Source organism: Saccharomonospora marina XMU15 (assembly GCF_000244955.1).
Taxonomy (GTDB): Bacteria; Actinomycetota; Actinomycetes; order Mycobacteriales; family Pseudonocardiaceae; genus Saccharomonospora_A; species Saccharomonospora_A marina.
On the sequence record NZ_CM001439.1, the window covers coordinates 815,661 to 832,836 of the forward strand.

The 17,176-nt window shown below is 68.3% G+C and carries 12 protein-coding genes; 8 read left to right on the top strand and 4 right to left on the bottom strand.

What is annotated here, in order from left to right; all coding sequences use genetic code 11:
• Positions 1–90: 90 nt before the first annotated feature.
• Positions 91–1,674: a DNA polymerase Y family protein gene (locus tag SACMADRAFT_RS03895; protein WP_040926076.1), complete on the top strand. Its 1,584-nt coding sequence runs from the start codon at positions 91–93 to the stop codon at positions 1,672–1,674.
• Between the two features lie 166 nt (positions 1,675–1,840).
• The gene (locus SACMADRAFT_RS03900) at positions 1,841–5,197 is read left to right on the top strand and encodes an error-prone DNA polymerase (RefSeq protein ID WP_009152480.1); all 3,357 of its coding nucleotides are present in this window, start codon (positions 1,841–1,843) and stop codon (positions 5,195–5,197) included.
• 190 nt (positions 5,198–5,387) lie between these two features.
• Here the strand turns inward: SACMADRAFT_RS03900 and SACMADRAFT_RS03905 are convergent, their stop codons facing one another.
• A complete protein-coding gene (locus SACMADRAFT_RS03905; RefSeq protein ID WP_009152481.1) occupies positions 5,388–8,318 on the bottom strand; it encodes a glycohydrolase toxin TNT-related protein in 2,931 nt (976 codons plus the stop codon).
• Positions 8,319–8,605: 287 nt separating this feature from the next.
• Here SACMADRAFT_RS03905 and SACMADRAFT_RS03910 point away from each other — a divergent pair, with 287 nt between their 5' ends.
• Both SACMADRAFT_RS03910 and SACMADRAFT_RS03915 read left to right on the top strand, forming a co-directional pair.
• Complete coding sequence (locus SACMADRAFT_RS03910) at positions 8,606–9,460, top strand: bifunctional methylenetetrahydrofolate dehydrogenase/methenyltetrahydrofolate cyclohydrolase (RefSeq protein WP_009152482.1); 855 nt, start codon at positions 8,606–8,608, stop codon at positions 9,458–9,460.
• Positions 9,457–9,771: a DUF3017 domain-containing protein gene (locus SACMADRAFT_RS03915; RefSeq protein WP_009152483.1), complete on the top strand. Its 315-nt coding sequence runs from the start codon at positions 9,457–9,459 to the stop codon at positions 9,769–9,771. Before SACMADRAFT_RS03910 ends, SACMADRAFT_RS03915 begins: the two co-directional genes overlap by 4 nt.
• A gap of 25 nt (positions 9,772–9,796) precedes the next feature.
• On the opposite strand, the gene SACMADRAFT_RS03920 is transcribed toward SACMADRAFT_RS03915, so the two are convergent.
• On the bottom strand, positions 9,797–10,996 hold the full coding sequence (locus SACMADRAFT_RS03920; RefSeq protein WP_009152484.1) for an MFS transporter: 1,200 nt from the start codon (positions 10,994–10,996) through the stop codon (positions 9,797–9,799).
• Between the two features lie 343 nt (positions 10,997–11,339).
• On the bottom strand, positions 11,340–11,528 hold the full coding sequence (locus tag SACMADRAFT_RS03925) for a DUF1918 domain-containing protein (RefSeq protein ID WP_009152485.1): 189 nt from the start codon (positions 11,526–11,528) through the stop codon (positions 11,340–11,342).
• Positions 11,529–11,631: 103 nt separating this feature from the next.
• Between SACMADRAFT_RS03925 and asnB the strand changes: the two genes are divergently transcribed.
• From asnB to SACMADRAFT_RS28415, 3 genes are all read left to right on the top strand, one after another.
• Positions 11,632–13,155 (top strand): asparagine synthase (glutamine-hydrolyzing), encoded by a 1,524-nt coding sequence (gene asnB / locus SACMADRAFT_RS03930; protein ID WP_009152486.1) that lies wholly within the window; start codon positions 11,632–11,634, stop codon positions 13,153–13,155.
• A 223-nt stretch (positions 13,156–13,378) separates the two neighbouring features.
• Positions 13,379–14,602 carry an NADP-dependent isocitrate dehydrogenase gene (locus SACMADRAFT_RS03935; protein WP_009152487.1) on the top strand — a complete coding sequence of 408 codons (1,224 nt, stop codon included), beginning with the start codon at positions 13,379–13,381 and terminating at the stop codon, positions 14,600–14,602.
• Between the two features lie 82 nt (positions 14,603–14,684).
• Positions 14,685–15,218, top strand: coding sequence for a hypothetical protein (locus SACMADRAFT_RS28415; RefSeq protein ID WP_009152488.1), 534 nt, complete (start codon positions 14,685–14,687; stop codon positions 15,216–15,218).
• A gap of 45 nt (positions 15,219–15,263) precedes the next feature.
• On the opposite strand, the gene SACMADRAFT_RS03945 is transcribed toward SACMADRAFT_RS28415, so the two are convergent.
• Positions 15,264–16,199 (bottom strand): LysR family transcriptional regulator, encoded by a 936-nt coding sequence (locus tag SACMADRAFT_RS03945; RefSeq protein ID WP_009152489.1) that lies wholly within the window; start codon positions 16,197–16,199, stop codon positions 15,264–15,266.
• A 95-nt stretch (positions 16,200–16,294) separates the two neighbouring features.
• Between SACMADRAFT_RS03945 and SACMADRAFT_RS03950 the strand changes: the two genes are divergently transcribed.
• Complete coding sequence (locus SACMADRAFT_RS03950) at positions 16,295–17,176, top strand: FAD binding domain-containing protein (protein WP_009152490.1); 882 nt, start codon at positions 16,295–16,297, stop codon at positions 17,174–17,176.

Genomic DNA, 17,176 nt, shown 5'->3' on the forward strand with positions numbered 1-17,176 from the left:
CGGCCGCGCAGGCTCAGCAACGATGCGGCGAAGTCGCGAGGAGCGGTGCTGCCCCTGGACGAGGCGAAGCGGACTTTTCCGGTGAACCGCATGCTGGTCCTGTGGTGCCCGGACTGGCCGGTGGTGGCGGCCGCAGCGGCGGCAGGCCTGCCCGCACACCTGCCCGGCGCTGTATTCCTCGCCAACCAGGTGGTGGCGTGTTCGGCTACGGCGAGGTCGGTCGGTGTCCGAAGGGGTATGCGGCGAAGGGAAGCACAGTCGCGCTGCCCCGAGATCGAGGTGTTCGTCGATGATCCCGATCGGGACGCGCGATTTTTCGAACCGGTCGCGGCGGCGGTGGAGGAACTGGTCGTCGGCGTCGACGTCGTGCGACCGGGTTTGGTGGCAGTGCCGGTCAGCGGAGCGGCGGGCTATTTCGGAGGGGAGCGAAGCTTCGCCGAACTGCTGGTCGATCACGTGTCCGGCAGTGCGGGCGTGGAATGCCAGATCGGTATCGCCGACGGGCTGTTCGCCGCGACGTTGGCCGCGCACCGGTCGGCAATCGTTGCCCGAGGAAGGAACGCGGAGTTCCTCGACCCGCTGAGCATCACCGAACTGGACCAGCCGGACTCGAACAGAACCGAACTCGTGGACCTGTTGCGTCGTCTCGGCCTTGGCACGCTCGGGTCGTTCGCGGCACTACCCCAGCGCGATGTGGTTTCCCGTTTCGGGAGCGTGGGATTGCTGGGCCATCGGCTCGCAAGTGGCGGGGATGAGCGACCGCCGAATCGACGTAAACCACCTCCCGAACTGGCCGTTACCCGCGAATTCGAGCCTGCTTTGGACCGGGTGGACACCGCTGCCTTCATGGCGAAGACACTGTCCACCAAGTTCCACGCGGGGCTGGCCGCCAGGGGTCTCGCCTGTACCAGACTCGGCATCTACGCCCTCACCGAGCGAGGCGAGGAACTGCACAGGGTGTGGCGTTGCGCGGAACCCCTCACCCCGGAAGGCATCGCTGACCGAGTGCGCTGGCAGTTCGAAGGCTGGCTTCGTGCCGCGGCGGGAGAGCGCCCCACAGCGGGAGTTTCCGTGCTGCGTCTGACACCCGAGGAGACTGTCGAGGGAAAGTCACTGCAACTGGGGCTGTGGCAGGGAAGCGACAGCGGCGGGGAACACACGCCGGAGGCGGAACGCGCCGCCAGGGCGCTAGTCCATGTGCAAGGACTGCTGGGGCCGAGCGGGGTCTTCACAGCGGTGTTCGACGGTGGACGGGGACCTGTTGAGCGCGTACGGCTGGTTCCGTGGGGCGACCGACGTGCCCCCACCGACGGCCACGATGCCCCGTGGCCCGGCCGGTTGCCCGCACCGTCACCGGCGACTGTCTTCGAGAGCCCGGTCCCTGCCACGGTGACCGATTCCAGTGGGGAGGCAGTGAGCGGCACAGAGCGCTGCCAGCTCACGGCGCCACCGTGGAAGGTCGCTGTCGAGGATGGAAGCCCCCGCAGGGTTATCGATTGGGCGGGCCCGTGGCCAGAGCTGACGCGTTGGTGGGTGCCGCACGGTGCGGGCACACAGGCCCGGCTGCAGGTGCTGCTCGAGGGCGAAGCCGCAGCGGATCCGGCCGTCGCGCTACTGCTGTCGTGGCAGCACGGTTGTCGTCCTGAGTGGACAGTCGAGGGGAGGTACGACTAGTGAACGACGAATACCACTTCGGTGGGTCCGAGTGGTCCCAGGCAGAGCACTGGTACCCGGTGCGGGGAACAGACCCGTGGGCGAACTCCACGGAACTGGCGGCGCAACAGGTGTGCCCGGTGATCCCGTTGCCGCGGACCTCACCGGAGAATCACGGGTAACCGCCATGGGTTGGAACATCCCGCAGGTTCCGTGGCGGGATCTCGAACGCGCGCTGTCGGGCCGGGTGGAACCGCCGGACCGGTTGGGGGACGGCAACGACAGTCCGGCCTGGAGTCGCAGGCGGCTCGGCTACGTCCCGCCGGTGGATCTTGCGTCGTTGCGAGGGGATGACGACACGGGTGCGGCGAGCCGCGTTCCCTACGCTGAACTGCACTGCCATTCCAACTTCAGCTTTCTGGACGGCGCGAGCCATCCCGAGGAACTGGTGGAGGAAGCGGCTCGGCTCGAGCTGGACGCAATCGCGATCACCGACCACGACGGCATGTACGGGGTGGCTCGGTTCGCGGAGGCCGCTCGTGATGTCGGCATCCGAACCGTGTTCGGAACGGAGCTGAGCCTGGGACTGTCCGGGCCGCAGAACGGGATGCCCGATCCCGAAGGCGAGCACCTGCTGTTGCTCGCCAAAGGGCAGGACGGGTACTCCAGCTTGTGCCGCGCGATCACCGCAGGGCAATTGCACGGGCACGACCGGGACCTGTCACCACGACAACGGGCGGAGAAGGGCCGACCTGTCTACGACCTCGACGCGGTCGTGGACGAGGTGGCGGGCAAGTGCGCCGTGCTCACCGGTTGCCGTAAGGGGTCGGTGCGAAAGGCACTGGCCGAACGTGGGCCGGCGGGCGCGGCCGAGCGGCTGCGTGAACTCGTCGCCAGGTTCGGGCAGGACGATGTCTACGTCGAGCTTTTCGACCACGGCGACCCGCTCGACAGTCACCACAACGACATCCTGGCCGCGCTTGCCGCCGAGTTCGGGTTGCCGACGGTGGCCACCAACGTGGTCCATTACGCCAGGCCGCAGCGTGCGTATCTGGCGCAGGCGCTCGGGGCGGTCAGGGCGCGGAGGGGTCTGGACGAGATGGAGGGCTGGCTTGCCGCGGCGGGTACGGCGCACCTGCGTTCCGGTGCGGAGATGACGGAAAGACTCGCTCGCTACCCCGGCGCGGTTCAGCGAGCCGCGCTGTTGGGCACCGAGTGCGCGTTCGAGCTGCATCTGGTGGCACCCCGGCTGCCGCCGTTCGAGGTGCCGGAAGGGCACGACGAAGTCAGCTTGCTGCGCCAGGAGACCTATCGGGGTGCCGAAGAGAAGTACGGCGAGCGGAAACAGAACCCGGCTGCCTACCGGCAACTCGACCACGAACTCGACATCATCGAACGGCTCGGGTTTCCCGGCTACTTCCTGATCGTGTGGGACATCGTGGCGTTCTGCCGGGACAACGAGATCCTCTGCCAGGGCAGAGGATCAGCGGCCAACTCGGCGGTCTGTTACGCGCTCGGTATCACCAAGGTCGACCCCGTGCGGTGGCGGCTGCTCTTCGAACGATTCCTGGCTCCTGACCGGGACGGCTACCCCGACATCGACCTCGACATCGAATCGGACCAGCGCGAGAAGGTCATCCAGTACGTCTACGCCAAGCACGGGAGGTTGCGTACGGCTCAGGTCGCCAACGTGATCACCTACCGCGCGCGGTCGGCGGTGCGGGACGCCGCTCGCGCGCTCGGGCACTCGCCCGGGCAGCAGGACGCATGGAGCAAGCAGATCGACCGGTGGGGGCCGCTGCGATACAGCCAGGAGGGCAACGACCACGACATCCCGGATTCGGTGCTGGCGTTGGCGGCCGCGATGGAGGATTTTCCCCGCCATCTCGGTATCCACTCCGGCGGCATGGTGATCTGCGATCGGCCGGTGAGCGAGATCTGCCCGATCGAGTGGGCTCGGATGCCGGGCCGCAGTGTCCTGCAATGGGAGAAGGACGACTGCGCTTCTGTCGGGTTGGTCAAGTTCGATCTGCTCGGCCTCGGCATGCTTTCCGCACTGCACTACATGGTCGATCTCGTGCGCGAGCACAAGGGTGTCGAGATCGACCTGAGCAAACTCGACCTCGACGACGACGAGGTCTACGCGATGCTTCGGCGTGCCGACGCGATCGGCGTTTTCCAGGTGGAAAGCCGGGCGCAGCTTGCCACCTTGCCGCGGCTGGCGCCCCGAAAGTTCTACGACCTCGCCATCGAGGTGGCGCTGATCCGTCCCGGACCTATCCAGGGCGGTTCGGTGCACCCGTATATCCGTCGCTACACCGGAAAAGAGGAGTGGCAGCACGACCATCCGTTGTTGGAGAACGCGTTGGGCAAGACGCTGGGGGTGCCGCTGTTCCAGGAACAGATGATGCAGATCGCCATCGATGTCGCCAACTTCACCGCTGCCGAGGCGGACGAGCTTCGCCACGCCATGGGAGCAAAGCGATCAGGCAGGAAGATGGAGCGGTTGCGCAGCCGGTTCTACGACGGGGCCGCGCGCAACGGTGTGGACGAGAGCATGGCGGAGCGCATCTTCCAGAAAATGAAGGCGTTCTCCAACTTCGGCTTTCCGGAGAGCCACGCGTTGAGCTTCGCCTACTTGGTGTTCGCGAGCGCGTTCTTCAAGCGCTACCACCCGGAGGCGTTCTGCGCCGGACTACTCCGTGCGCAGCCCATGGGCTTCTACTCGCCGCAGTCACTTGTGGCCGACGCCCGCAGGCACGGGGTCACGGTTCGCGGCCCTGACATGAATGCCAGCCTGCCGCACGCGACTCTTGAGCCGGTCGCGGCCACCGGGCGGGAACTGGCTGTCCGCATCGGATTGGGGGCGGTACGCACGATCGGCCAACCGCTCGCCGAGAAGCTCGTCGCCGAACGCGAACGTGGCGGTTCGTTCAAAGACATGGCAGACGTGGCTAGACGAGTCCGGCTCACCACACCACAGGTCGAGGCGCTAGCCACGGCGGGCGCCTTCGGATGTTTCGAGACGGATCGTCGCAAGGCCCTCTGGGCGGCGGGCGCGGTTGCGCAGGAACGACCGGAGAAACTCCCCGGCAGCATGCCGGGAACACAGGCGCCGCCGTTGCCGGGGATGGACAAACTCGAGCACGCGAGCGCCGATGTTTGGGCCACAGGCCTGTCGCCGGACAGTTTTCCCACCGAGTTCATCCGCGACCGACTCGACCGGCTCGGCGTGGTCACCGCTGAACGGTTACAGAAAATCGAGGACGGCAGGAGAGTTCTCATCGGCGGTGCGGTGACCCACCGCCAGCGCCCAGGGACCGCTGGTGGGATCACGTTCCTCAACATCGAGGACGAGACCGGGATGGTCAATGTCGTGTGCACGGCTGGGCTGTGGCAGCGTTACCACCGGGTGGCCCGTTCCAGTCCTGCGCTACTGGTGCGTGGTGTTGTCGAAAGAGCCGACGGGGTCGTGAGCCTGCTCGCCGACCGGTTGCAGCACTTGCCCATGCGAATCCCTTCCAAGTCGAGGGACTTCCGATGAGCGCGGGAACTCCCCTGTTAGGCAAGGCGGCTCCGCGTGCGACGGCCCGCCGCCGCCGCTCGCCGAGCCGCACGTCGAGCAGTGGCAGTGGTGTCGCTTCATGGCGGTCCCTCAAGGGACGGAGGACGGGCACCCTATTTCGAAAGGTGCCCGTCCGGTGCCCGGTGAGGTCCGCCAGGGGACCGCCTCACTAGTCGATCGGAGGCTCGCCTGGTTCCAGTTCGATGAGGTCGCCCTCTGCCAACAGTTCCTCGATGGAGGCGGGCAGCACGTAAGCGGCACCGCCGCCGGGCTGGTTGAACCACGGGATGGCCACGCCCGCGAGTGCTTCCATCGGTCGTTGCACCCGGTACACGTGGTACGGCCGGTTGACCCATTCCGGTACCAAGGAGCGCTCCTCGAACGGTGTACCAGCGGCATAGGTCAGGTTGCCGTTGGGACCGCCGAAACGGTCCAGTTCGCTGCCGACCGGTAGTTCCCGCATCTCCTTTCCGCGGAAGAGAGTCAGCGGGGGCTCGCCGGGAAGCGGCTGGATCGGCCACTGTTGCCCTCCGCCGTCGGAACCGGCGCGGCCGTTCTCACGACGCGGGGTCGGTGAGGGTGCCTCGGGGTTCCTCGGCGCGGGAGCAGCGGGTTTCGCCGGTTGCCTGCGGGCGGCTGTGGTCACCACGGTTTCTTCCCTGGGAGGTGGCTGTGGGCCAGGTGGCCGAGCGTTCACCGGGCCCTGCTCCCTGGGCCGTGCAGGTGGTCGTGCGCCGGTCGCGACCTCCGGGGAGAGCGTTGCCGTCACCGGCCGGGAAGGTGGGGGCGGCGGTGGAGGTGGTGGAGGTGGTGGCGTGGGGGTGCGCCCCTCTTCCGGTGGCTGGGGTTGCGCAGGCGCAGGCACCTGCTGCGCCGCAGGCGGCGCCTGCTGGACATGCGATACGGGCCGTTGCTGAGGGGCCTCGTCCACACCGTCGGGTACCAGCAGCAGCTTGCCGAGCATGAAGGCGGCGGCGTCCTCGACGTCTCCGAACACGGCCGGGCTCTTCAGCCCACCGTCGTACCAGCCGACCCGCCAGCCCTCCGCCACCTGCTCGACGGCCCACCCGCGTTCCGCGGGCTCGCCGAGGCGGTAGGCGGTCTCGGGAATGCCGAGGTCCTCCAGCTTGTCCTGCAGTTCATCCAGCACGGGCTCGTCCAGCATCGGCGGCGGCGCGGTGTACTGGGTCGACGGCCCCTCATCGGCGGGCTCGGCAGCCACCGAACCCTCGTGGGCGGCCGTCGGCTCTCCGGTAGGCACCGCCTGCCTGCCGGGGGCTGCGTCGGGAAACTGCGTCCCCCCGTGGTCAGGCACGGCGTCCCGGCCGGGCACCGATTTCTCGCCCGCGGTGGCCGCCCGCCGTGGCAACGCGTCCGGGACCGGGCGACTCGCTTGCTCGGGAGGCACCTCGTGAGCCGGGATGTCATGGTGAGGCCTGCCGTCGCGACCGGCCTCGTGGTTCGTGGCGTGATCGCGGTGCGTCAGCAGCGGTTGGTCGCCGAGCATGTCATGGTTCACGCCCGCACCTTGATGCGGGATGGACTCGTGCCCGGGCTGTGCCTCGTGCTCCGCCGGGCGGGCCTCGTGACTGGGCAGGGCTTCGTGACCGGGCAGAGCGTCGTGAGCCGTGCCGTCGTGGCGCAGCATCGGTTGCTCGTCGGTGTGCTGTTCGGAGCCGGGCACCTCGGTGCGCTCGGCATCGCTCAGCGGTGGCTCCTGCCTGGCATGGTGGGCCGCCGCAGGCTGCGGTGGGGTGATCGTTGTGGGAGGTCCGCTGTCGAGCGCGGCCAGCGGCGTGAACGTCGTGGCCTGCTCCGCCTGCACGTGGTCTTCGGCGTGTGGGTCGTCGGTGGCCTCGTTCGGTTCGGGCTCGTCGAAGGCTGCCTGCTCGGTGAACTGCGTCTCTTCCAACGACGGTTGGTCGTCGAAGCGGTGCTGGTCGTCGAACTGAGGCTGCTCGTCGAACCGGTGCTGGTCGTTGAACTGAGGCTGGTCGTTGAACTGAGGTTGGTCCTCGAAGTGGCGTCCGTCCTCGAACTGAGATTGGTGGTCGAACCGGTGTTGGTCGTCGAAGCGTGGCTGGTCGTCGAAGCGTGGCTGGTCCTCGAACCGCGGCGGGGCAGCGATCCGGGTACGGTCGGCGTCCTGCTCGGCCGGTCGGTGCTCGTCGAACCGGGCAGGGGCTTGGTCGGCCCGCCGCTGTTCCTCCGCCGAGGGCATCTCCTCCGCCGAGGGCATCGGTTCGGGCGCGGGTGGTGGAGCCGGGCGTTGTTGTGGCTGCACACCGCGCGAGATGTGCGTGGCCGCGGCCTGCCGCACCGGCTCGGGCACGTCCGGGATCGTGAATCCGTTGGCCCTGATGTGCTGCACCAGGTCGGGTTCGGGCGCGACGCCGTACTCCCGAAGGTAGTAGTTGACGGCGGCGGGCCAGATCCACGTTCCGTCGCTGTGGAAGGCGATCGGGACGGTGCTCTCCGGTGTGGCCGCCAGCCGATCGATGTCGTAGCCACGCCCCGGCACCACCACGGGCGCCGCGTCGAGGTAGTCGAGCAGGCGATCCTGCTCCTCGACGTCGAGTTCGGGGCGGTTGATCACCGGGTGGCCGCCCGTACCGGCACCGTCGAAGATGCGGGCCATCCGAAACCGTGGACCAGGGCGCTCCGGGCTGAGGCCCGCCATCCTGCGCATCAGCCAGTCCGGCACGTTCTCCTCACTGCGCGGGAACATGCGCAGTTCGTCGGCGTAGGCCTGGGGCGGCGGCGCGAGGTCCCACCTGGGCTCATCACGGTCGTACTCGAGGTTGTAGCTGGACGGGTGGTCGAGTTGGTAGCGGGCGTTGAACCAGGTGCCCCTGCCCTCGCGATACATCCCCGCGCGCAACCGGCCGAACAGCGTGGCGATGTCGTGGGTCGCCACCCACTCCTGGGCCACGCCATCGGCCGTGAGCACCTCACCGGTCAGCTCGTGATACCTCCCCACGGCTCTGTACTCGGCAGTTATCCTGCGCCAGTCGCGCGGGGCTGCCCTGAGCAAGGAGAGGCCGATCTGCTTGACCAGAGTGTCCTGCTCGGTCGCGTTCAGCTGGGTCGGTAGTGCCACGCCAACATCTTGGCCAATCGGCGCCGTGAATGCACGGCACATGTGTACTTCGTCTTCATTGTTCCAGGGCTGGACCTGCTCCGCGTGTACCGACAGAGTGCGTATCACCACATTTCACCGGATGGAGGCAACCGTGCGGTTTCGAGCGGGCCAACAAGGCGTCGTGACGGCTACCGTACGTGACTGACCTGTGTGGCACATCGCTCGAACGCCGCAATCCTGGCTTCGGTGGGCTGTGACCGCATGCGGAGACGCGGGGCCGCGGCGCCTTTGAAAGAATTGGTGCCGTGACGGCGACGACTCTCGACGGCAGGGCCACCAAGGACGCCATCTTCTCCGAACTCGCGCCCAGGGTGGCCGCGCTCGCCGAGCAGGGCATCAAGCCCGGTCTGGCGACGGTGCTGGTAGGGGACGACCCGGGTTCGCACGCCTACGTGCGCATGAAGCACTCCGACAGCAACAAGGTCGGGGTGAACTCGATCCGCAGGGATCTGCCCGCCGACATCTCCCAGGCCAAGCTGGAGGCGGTGCTCGACGAGTTGAACGCCGATCCTGCCTGCACCGGCTACATCGTGCAGTTGCCGTTGCCCAAGCACCTGGACGCGGGCGCGATCCTGGAACGCATCGACCCCGACAAGGACGCCGACGGACTCGCCCCGGTCAGTCTTGGCAGGCTGGTGCTCGGCAAGCCCGGTCCGCTGCCGTGCACACCGCTGGGCATCGTCGAGTTGCTGCGCCGCTACGACGTCCCGCTCGACGGGGCCAGGGTCGCGGTCGTCGGCAGGGGCATCACCGTGGGCAGGACACTGGGGCTGTTGCTCACCCGCCGCACCGAGAACGCAACGGTGACGCTCTGCCACACCGGCACCCGCGATCTCGCGGCCGAGGTCCGGCGAAGCGACATCGTCGTCGCGGCGGCGGGCTCGCCCGGCCTCGTCACCGCGGACATGGTCAAACCGGGCGCCGCGGTGCTCGACGTCGGCGTTTCCAGAGTGGACGGCAAGCTCACCGGCGACGTCGCAGCAGGGGTCGAGGAGGTCGCGGGCCACCTCGCGCCGAATCCGGGCGGTGTCGGTCCGATGACAAGGGCGATGCTCATCTCGAACGTCGTCGAAGCCGCCGAGCGGGCGGCGGCGCGGTGAACTCGGCCGTGGAGACGAGCAAGGAAGGCGGCGGGGCCCGTCGGCGCCTGCTGACCCACCTTCCGTTCGCGCTCGTGCTGGCGTTGGTCGGGCTGGCTGCGGCGCGTATCGCGATGTACCACTGGCGGCAGGGTGCGGCGCTCATCGGCGGGGCCCTGCTGGTAGCGGCGGTGTTGCGGGCCGCGCTGTCCGACGAGCAGGCGGGGCTGCTGACCATCCGCAGCCGAGTGGTCGACGTGCTCAGTTACGCCGGTCTGGGATTGCTGATCCTGTTCGTCGCGCTGACCATCACGGGCGGTCCGCTGGGCTGATCGCACCCAGCGGACCGCCCGCTGGTTATGCCGCAGCAGGTTGTGGTTGTGGTTGTGGCTCCGGTTGGGCCTGTGACCGTGTCTGGCGACGGTCGAGCGTGCCCGCGACGCCGGCGAGGCTCAGTCCGAGCATCGCCAACAGCGCGCCCACCCAGTTCGGCGAGACGAGGCCCAGCCCACCGGCGATCACCATCCCGCCGAGGTAGGCACCGATCGAGTTCGCGATGTTGAACGCCGACTGCACGGCCGCGGAAACCATGGAAGGCGCGCCACCGGCCTTTTCCATGATCCGCGACTGCATCATGGGCCCGACCATGAAGGCGGCCATCCCGACGCCGAAGATCGTGATCGCGGCGCCGAGCTTGCTGTGTGCGGTGAAGGTGAACAGTGCCAGCACCACACCCAGGGCGAACAACGCACCGTACAGGCTGGGCACCGGTGCCCGGTCCGCGAGCCGTCCTCCCACGATGTTGCCCGCTGTCATACCGAGTCCGGCGAGCGCGAGCAGGAAGGTCACCGTGGTCGGTTCGAAACCCGCGACACCGGTCAGCATCGGGGTCACGTAGCTGAGGCTGGCGAAGCCGCCGCCGAGTCCGAACGTGACTATGGCCAGTGCGAGCCACACCTGGGGCCGCCGGAAAGCGGCGAGTTCACCGCGCAGCGACGGCTGTGCGGGCCTCCCGTCGTACGGCACCAGCCTGGCGATCGCGGCGAGCGCGACCACACCGATGGCGGCCACCACACCGAAGGTGGCACGCCAGCCGACCTGCTGACCCAGCAGCGTGCCGAGCGGCACGCCGACGACGTTGGCCAGCGTCAGGCCGAGGAACATCAACGAGACGGCCCGGGCTCTGCGGTGTTCGCCCGCGAGTTTGGCCGCCACGACGGCTCCCGCTCCGAAGAACGCGCCGTGTGGCAGTCCGGCCAGGAAGCGGAACACCACGCCGAACTCGTGGCTCGGCGCGACCGCGAACAGTGCGTTGCCCGCGGTGAACATCGCCATCATGGCCATGAGCACGGTCCTGCGGGCCATGCGCACGGCCGCCGCGGTGAGTAGTGGGGCTCCGACCACCACGCCCACGGCGTACGCGGTGATCAGATGTCCTGCTACCGGGATCGAGATGCGGAAGTCCTTTGCCGCCTCCGGCAACACTCCCATCATGACGAACTCGGTCGTACCGATGCCGAAGGCACCGATCGCGAGCGCGAGCAGCGCTACAGGCACAACACTCCCTTCGGGGACGGAGGTGCTGGGTTGACACACGTGGCTGGATCGATCAAGAAATCGGCCACAAAGAAAGACAGATCAGCGCGAACGTCGTCGTTGCTGTATCTGTCTCTCGTCCAGTTCAACCCAGAACGGGCGCCATGTCATCTCCGGCAGGCCGTGATGTCAGCCACCTTGCCGAAGGTGCATGCGGCCGCTTCGAGCACTCTCCTCGTGAGAAGGGGCGTAGCGGGCCGGTGCAGTTGCCGACAGTCACGCACGTGCGTGTGGGGCGGGGATGCGACCCACCGGCCGTGACCGGCGAGGCGGCCGGGCACCGGCCCGCGTCAGGCAGTGGCGATCACTCCTGGCGTTGCTCGACCTCGCTGTCCGGGCCGGGGAACATCAGTCCCTCGTGGCCGTCGGAGAACCGCACCAGATACGGCGGCCGACCCTTCTCGCCCCGGACCTCGACGATCTCGCCCTGTCGTTCACCTGCTCCGACAGTGCGTCCGTGCACACGAATCCGGTCTCCTACGGATGCTCGCATCGTTGACCACCTCAGTACCGACCAGGGTAGGAGCATGTTCGAAACCGGTCGAGCCGGCGGCGACGACTACACTCGGTCGCAACCGAGGAGGTGCTTGGCACCCGTGTGTGGAATTGTCGCCGCGGTCGGCGACTTCGATGTGAACACCTGCAGACGCATGTTGGACCGGATCTCCCACCGTGGTCCCGACGATTCGGGAGAGGTCCACCGGCCGGGTGTCTGGCTCGGTCATCAGCGATTGTCGATCATGGACGTGGCAGGCGGGCACCAGCCGATGGTCGACGCGGAGTCGACGACATACCTGGTGGTCAACGGCGAGATCTACAACCATCGACACATCAGGGAGGAGTTGGGGCACGAGCTGTTCGAGACCGGATCGGACAGCGAGGCGGCCCTGCACGCCTTCGTGGTGGACGGCCCCGCAGGCCTGGCCAGACTGCGTGGCATGTTCGCGCTGGCGTTCGCCTCGGAGGACGGTGGCTTTCTCGCCGCGCGTGACCCACTCGGCGTGAAGCCGCTCTACTGGGTGAGGCGCGATGAGGTGACCCTCTTCGCCAGTGAACTGCGTGCCTTCGATGCCGAAGATCGCCCGCTCGTGGAGACGTTCCCGCCGGGACACTGCTGGAGCCCGGTGGGCGGCCTGGTGCGGTTCGCCGACACCGTGCCAGCGCACGTGCGGCCCGCGCGGCGCGCGGAAGAGCCTGGCGTGTGGGAACGCTCGCTGGTGAAGTCCGTGCGCGAGGCCGTCGTGACCGCCGTCGAGAACCGCATGATGAGCGATGTCGGGGTCGGGGTGTTCCTTTCCGGCGGGCTCGATTCGGCCATCGTTGCCGCGGTGGCGGCCGAGTACGCGGCCAGGCACGGCCAGCCGCTGCCCACCTTCGCGGTCGGTGCGCCCGGCAGTTCGGATCTCGCCGCCGCGCGCACGGTCGCCGAGTACCTGCATCGGCTGCACGGCAACATCGAGCACCACGAGATCGCGATGACCGCGCGCGATGCCGTCGAGGCGCTGCCGAGGGCGGTGCGGGCCATCGAGCACTTCGACCCGTCACTGGTGCGCAGCGCCGTTCCCAACCTGCTGCTGGCCGAGTACGCCTCGCGGTGGGTGCACGCCGTGCTGACCGGCGAGGGAGCTGACGAGTTGTTCGCCGGGTACGCCTACTACCACGAGCAGCCCTTCACCGACCCCGACGCACTGCAGGCCGAGTTGGTGCGCACTGTCGGGGAGTTGCACCATCTCAACTTGCAGCGTTGCGATCGCGCCTCGATGGCGTTCGGGCTGGAGGCGCGGGAACCGTTCCTGGACCGGGAAGTCGTGGAGCTGGCGCTGTCCATCCCGCCGGAGCACAAGATGGTCCGGCCGGGGGTGGCCGAGAAGAAGTTGCTGCGCGAGGCCTTCGAGGGTTGTTTGCCGGAGGCGATCCTGAGCAGGGGCAAGGAACAGTTCGGCGACGGTTCGGGGGCCAAGGACGTGCTCGCGGAAGCCGTGCGTTCCTCGCCGGAGGTGGCTGCGGCCGACGGGGTGGAGTTGCGCAGTCGCGAGGAGGCGGCGTTCTACGCGATCTGGTGGGAGGAACTCGCGGGTATCCGGCCGGAACGCACGCTGGGGCGGTTCGCCACCACCTGACCGTGCCGGCTCGCCCTTTGCTCGCCGGGGGGGTTATGGGAGTGCAGATCTCGCGGGCGAGAACGGGGGACTCGCGGGCAGGAACGGGGGACTCGCGGGTTCATGGGCATTACCACCGGGTAACCGAATGCCTCGGACACTCGCGCTCGTTTACCAGTACGCTTGTACCGCTACCACGTGCCGAGACGAACCGCGAAGATCCGCGAGAGGAGCCCCGCCGCTCATGACCAAGATCAAGGTCGAGGGCACCGTCGTTGAGCTCGACGGCGATGAGATGACCCGCATTATCTGGCAGTTCATCAAAGAGAAGCTGATCCACCCCTACCTCGACATCAACCTCGAGTACTACGACCTCGGCATCGAGGAGCGCGACCGCACCGACGACCAGATCACCGTTGAGGCGGCGAACGCGATCGCCAAGCACGGCGTCGGGGTCAAGTGCGCCACGATCACACCCGACGAGGCGCGGGTCGAGGAGTTCGGCCTCAAGAAGATGTGGCGTAGCCCCAACGGCACCATCCGCAACATCCTCGGCGGTGTCGTCTTCCGCGAGCCGATCATCATCTCCAACATCCCCAGGCTGGTACCCGGCTGGACCAAGCCGATCATCATCGGCCGCCACGCGCACGCCGACCAGTACAAAGCAACCGACTTCAAGGTGCCTGGGCCGGGAACGGTCACGATCACCTACACGCCCGACGACGGTTCCGAACCCATGGAGCTGGAGGTCGCGAGGTTCCCCGAGGGCGGTGGCGTCGCCATGGGGATGTACAACTACCGCCGCTCCATCGAGGACTTCGCGCGCGCTTCGCTGCGGTACGGGCTCGACAGGGGCATGCCCGTGTACATGTCGACGAAGAACACGATCCTCAAGGCCTACGACGGCATGTTCAAGGACATCTTCGCCGAGATCTTCGAAACCGAGTTCAAGGCCGACTTCGACGCCAAGGGTCTGACCTACGAGCACCGGCTCATCGACGACATGGTGGCCGCCTCGCTGAAGTGGGAGGGCGGCTACGTCTGGGCGTGCAAGAACTACGACGGTGACGTGCAGTCCGACACCGTCGCCCAGGGCTTCGGCTCTCTGGGATTGATGACGTCCGTGCTGCGCACCCCCGACGGCAGGACGGTGGAGGCCGAAGCCGCGCACGGCACCGTGACCCGCCACTACCGGCAGCACCAGCAGGGCAAACCGACCTCCACCAACCCGATCGCGTCGATCTTCGCCTGGACCAGGGGTCTTGAACACCGAGGCAAGCTGGACGGCAACTCCGAACTCGTCGGGTTCGCCAACAAGCTGGAACAGGTCGTGGTCGAGACCGTGGAGAGCGGGAAGATGACCAAGGACCTCGCCCTCCTCATCGGCAAGGACACCCCGTACCAGACCACCGAGGAGTTCCTCGCCACGCTGGACCGCAACCTCGCCGCCAAGATCGCGAAGGCGTGACGCGGAACCTGACACGGAAGCTGTCGCGAGGCCCCGTCCGGTTCACCCGGCCGGGGCCTTCGTACGGCTAGGATCAGGCGCCGTGTCAACAACGATCCGCGCTGCCGCCGCAGCGCTGTGCCTGCTCGGCGTGCTCTCGGTTGCCGGCTGCGGCCAGCGCATCGCCGGTACTCCGAGCGCGGCCGAGTCCACGGCCGGCACGGGCGAGCCGTCGTCGGCCCCGGTCACCGCGCCGAGTCCGACTCGGCAGAGCCGGTTGCCGCAGACCGGCGAGCCGGTGGACCTGGCAAGCCTGCAGGGCCTGTGGCGGGGGCAGTACCAGTGCGCGCAGGGCGAAACCGGTATGGAGCTGGAGATATCCGCGCCCGAGGGTGACACGGTCGAAGCCGTCTTCCGGTTCTTCGCGCTGCCCGGCCAGCCGCAGGGCCCCTCCGGCAGCTTCTCGATGCGTGGCCGAAACACCGAGACCGGCCTGGTGTTCGTGCAGCAGGAGTGGATCGAGCAACCGGATGGCTACGTGATGGTCGACCTCGGCGTGTCGTCCGTGGAGGGGGACACCATGACCGGTCGGGTGGCAGGCCCCGGTTGCGGGGACTTCACCGTGACGCGGCAGTGACGAAGGGCGGCTCACCGCGCCGGGTGCGCGGCGAACAGCTGCTCGTCACGACCAGATGGTGACGAACACCGGAGGCCGGAATCGCGAAGGCGGTACCCCGCTGCCGGGCGAGCGCATCACCTGCATCGCGCCGGGCGTGCCGAGGAAGTGCCGCAGCGAAGCCGCCGCTACCGAGCAACGCTCGCGTGCGGGTGTGGTCACGTGCCAGCACAACGGCATCGGGGTCAGCGGAGTCGGGACCACGGCCAGTTCGTGACGCCGAAGCTGCGGCGCGACCAGGTGCTCGATCGCGATCGAGGCACCACCCCCGCTCGCCGTTGCCGCCCAGGCCGCTGTCTGGTTGGTGAACACCTCGATGTTGGCGTCGGGGACGCCGAGGCCTCGCAGCAACCGCGCGGCGGCGCTGTCGGCGTCGGTCCCCGAGGGGTCCACCCGCCACTGCCACCCCGCGGGGTTGCCCGAAGGCGGTCGCCTCGGCGAGCCCACCACCACCAACGCGCACCGAAACACCGGGACGCTGTCGAGCTCCGGATCGTCCAGCCGTGGACCCAGCGCCGCGTCGGCGAGCCGGTTGGCCACCAGCACGGGCATCTCGCCCACCTTCGCCAGCCCGGAGGAAACCTCGACGCCGCCGGTGCGCTTACCGAACGCCTCCAGCAGCGGGCTCGCGACGAACTCGGCGATCGTGCTGGTGACGGCCACCCTCAGCGGCTCGGCCACACCGTTGGCCCGGCGGACCGCGGCCTCGGCGTCGGCCCCGAGCGCCACCATGCGCGAGGCGATCGGCAGCAACCGCTTGCCGCCTGCCGTGAGGGTCATGCCGGCGGCGGTGCGCACGATCAGCTTGTCGCCGTGCTGCTGCCGCAGCGCCGCCAGCGCCTGCGAGACGGCGGGCTCGCTCACGCCCAGCGCACGTGCCGCATCGGTGACCGAGCCGAGTCTGGCGACGAGCACGAAGGCGCTGAGCTGTCCGAGTGTCATGGCACTCCCTTGTGACATCCCTCACGGACCAGGCTACATAAGCATGCCCTTATGCCGCCATTGCCCGAATCGTCAACCAGGGCGAATCTCGGCACATGCAGGTACCAGCGCAGTTCCAGTACGAGAAGGCAACGAGTGTCGAGCACGCACTGGAGTTGCTCGGCAGGTACGGATCGGAGAGCAGGCTGGTCGCGGGCGGACACAGCCTCATTCCCATGATGAAGCTGCGGCTCGCCCAGCCGGAGGCGTTGATCGACATCAACGACCTCGACGAACTGGCGAGGATCGCCGTCGAGGAGGACACCCTCGTCGTCGGCGCCATGGTCCGGCACGCCGACCTGCTCGACTCCGCGATCGCGGGCGAGCACTTCCCGATCTTCCACGACGCCGAGCGGCTGATCGCCGATCCCGTGGTGCGTAACAGGGGAACCGTCGGTGGGTCGCTGTGCCAGGCGGACCCGTCGGAGGACCTGTCGGCCGCGTTCGCCGCGGTCCGTGCCGAGGCGGTGATCCAGGGCCCTCGTGGACGCAGAACCACGCCCGTGCGGGAATTCTTCACCGGCCCCTACCAGACCGCGGTGGAGCCGGACGAACTGCTCGTGCAGCTTCGCGTGCCCATCCGCTCCTCCGCATCGGCCTACGAGAAGGTGGAGCGGCGAGCGGGCGACTGGGCGGTGGCGGCGGTGGGTGCGGCGCTGCGGCTGGAGGGCGAGCAGCTCGCAGAGGTCGGCATCGGGCTGACGGCGCTGGGCGCGCCACAGTTCCACGCACCCGAGGCCGAGGAGTTCCTCACCGGCGGACCCGCCACGCCGGAGCGCTTCGCCGAGGCGGGGCGGATCGCCGCGCAGCACTGCAACCCACTGGCCGACCAGCGCGGCCCCGTCGACTACAAGCGGCACCTCGCCGCGACGCTCACCACCCGCGCGCTGGGCAGCGCACTCAGCCGCTGGCGCGGCCGAAACCACCAGGAGGCCTGA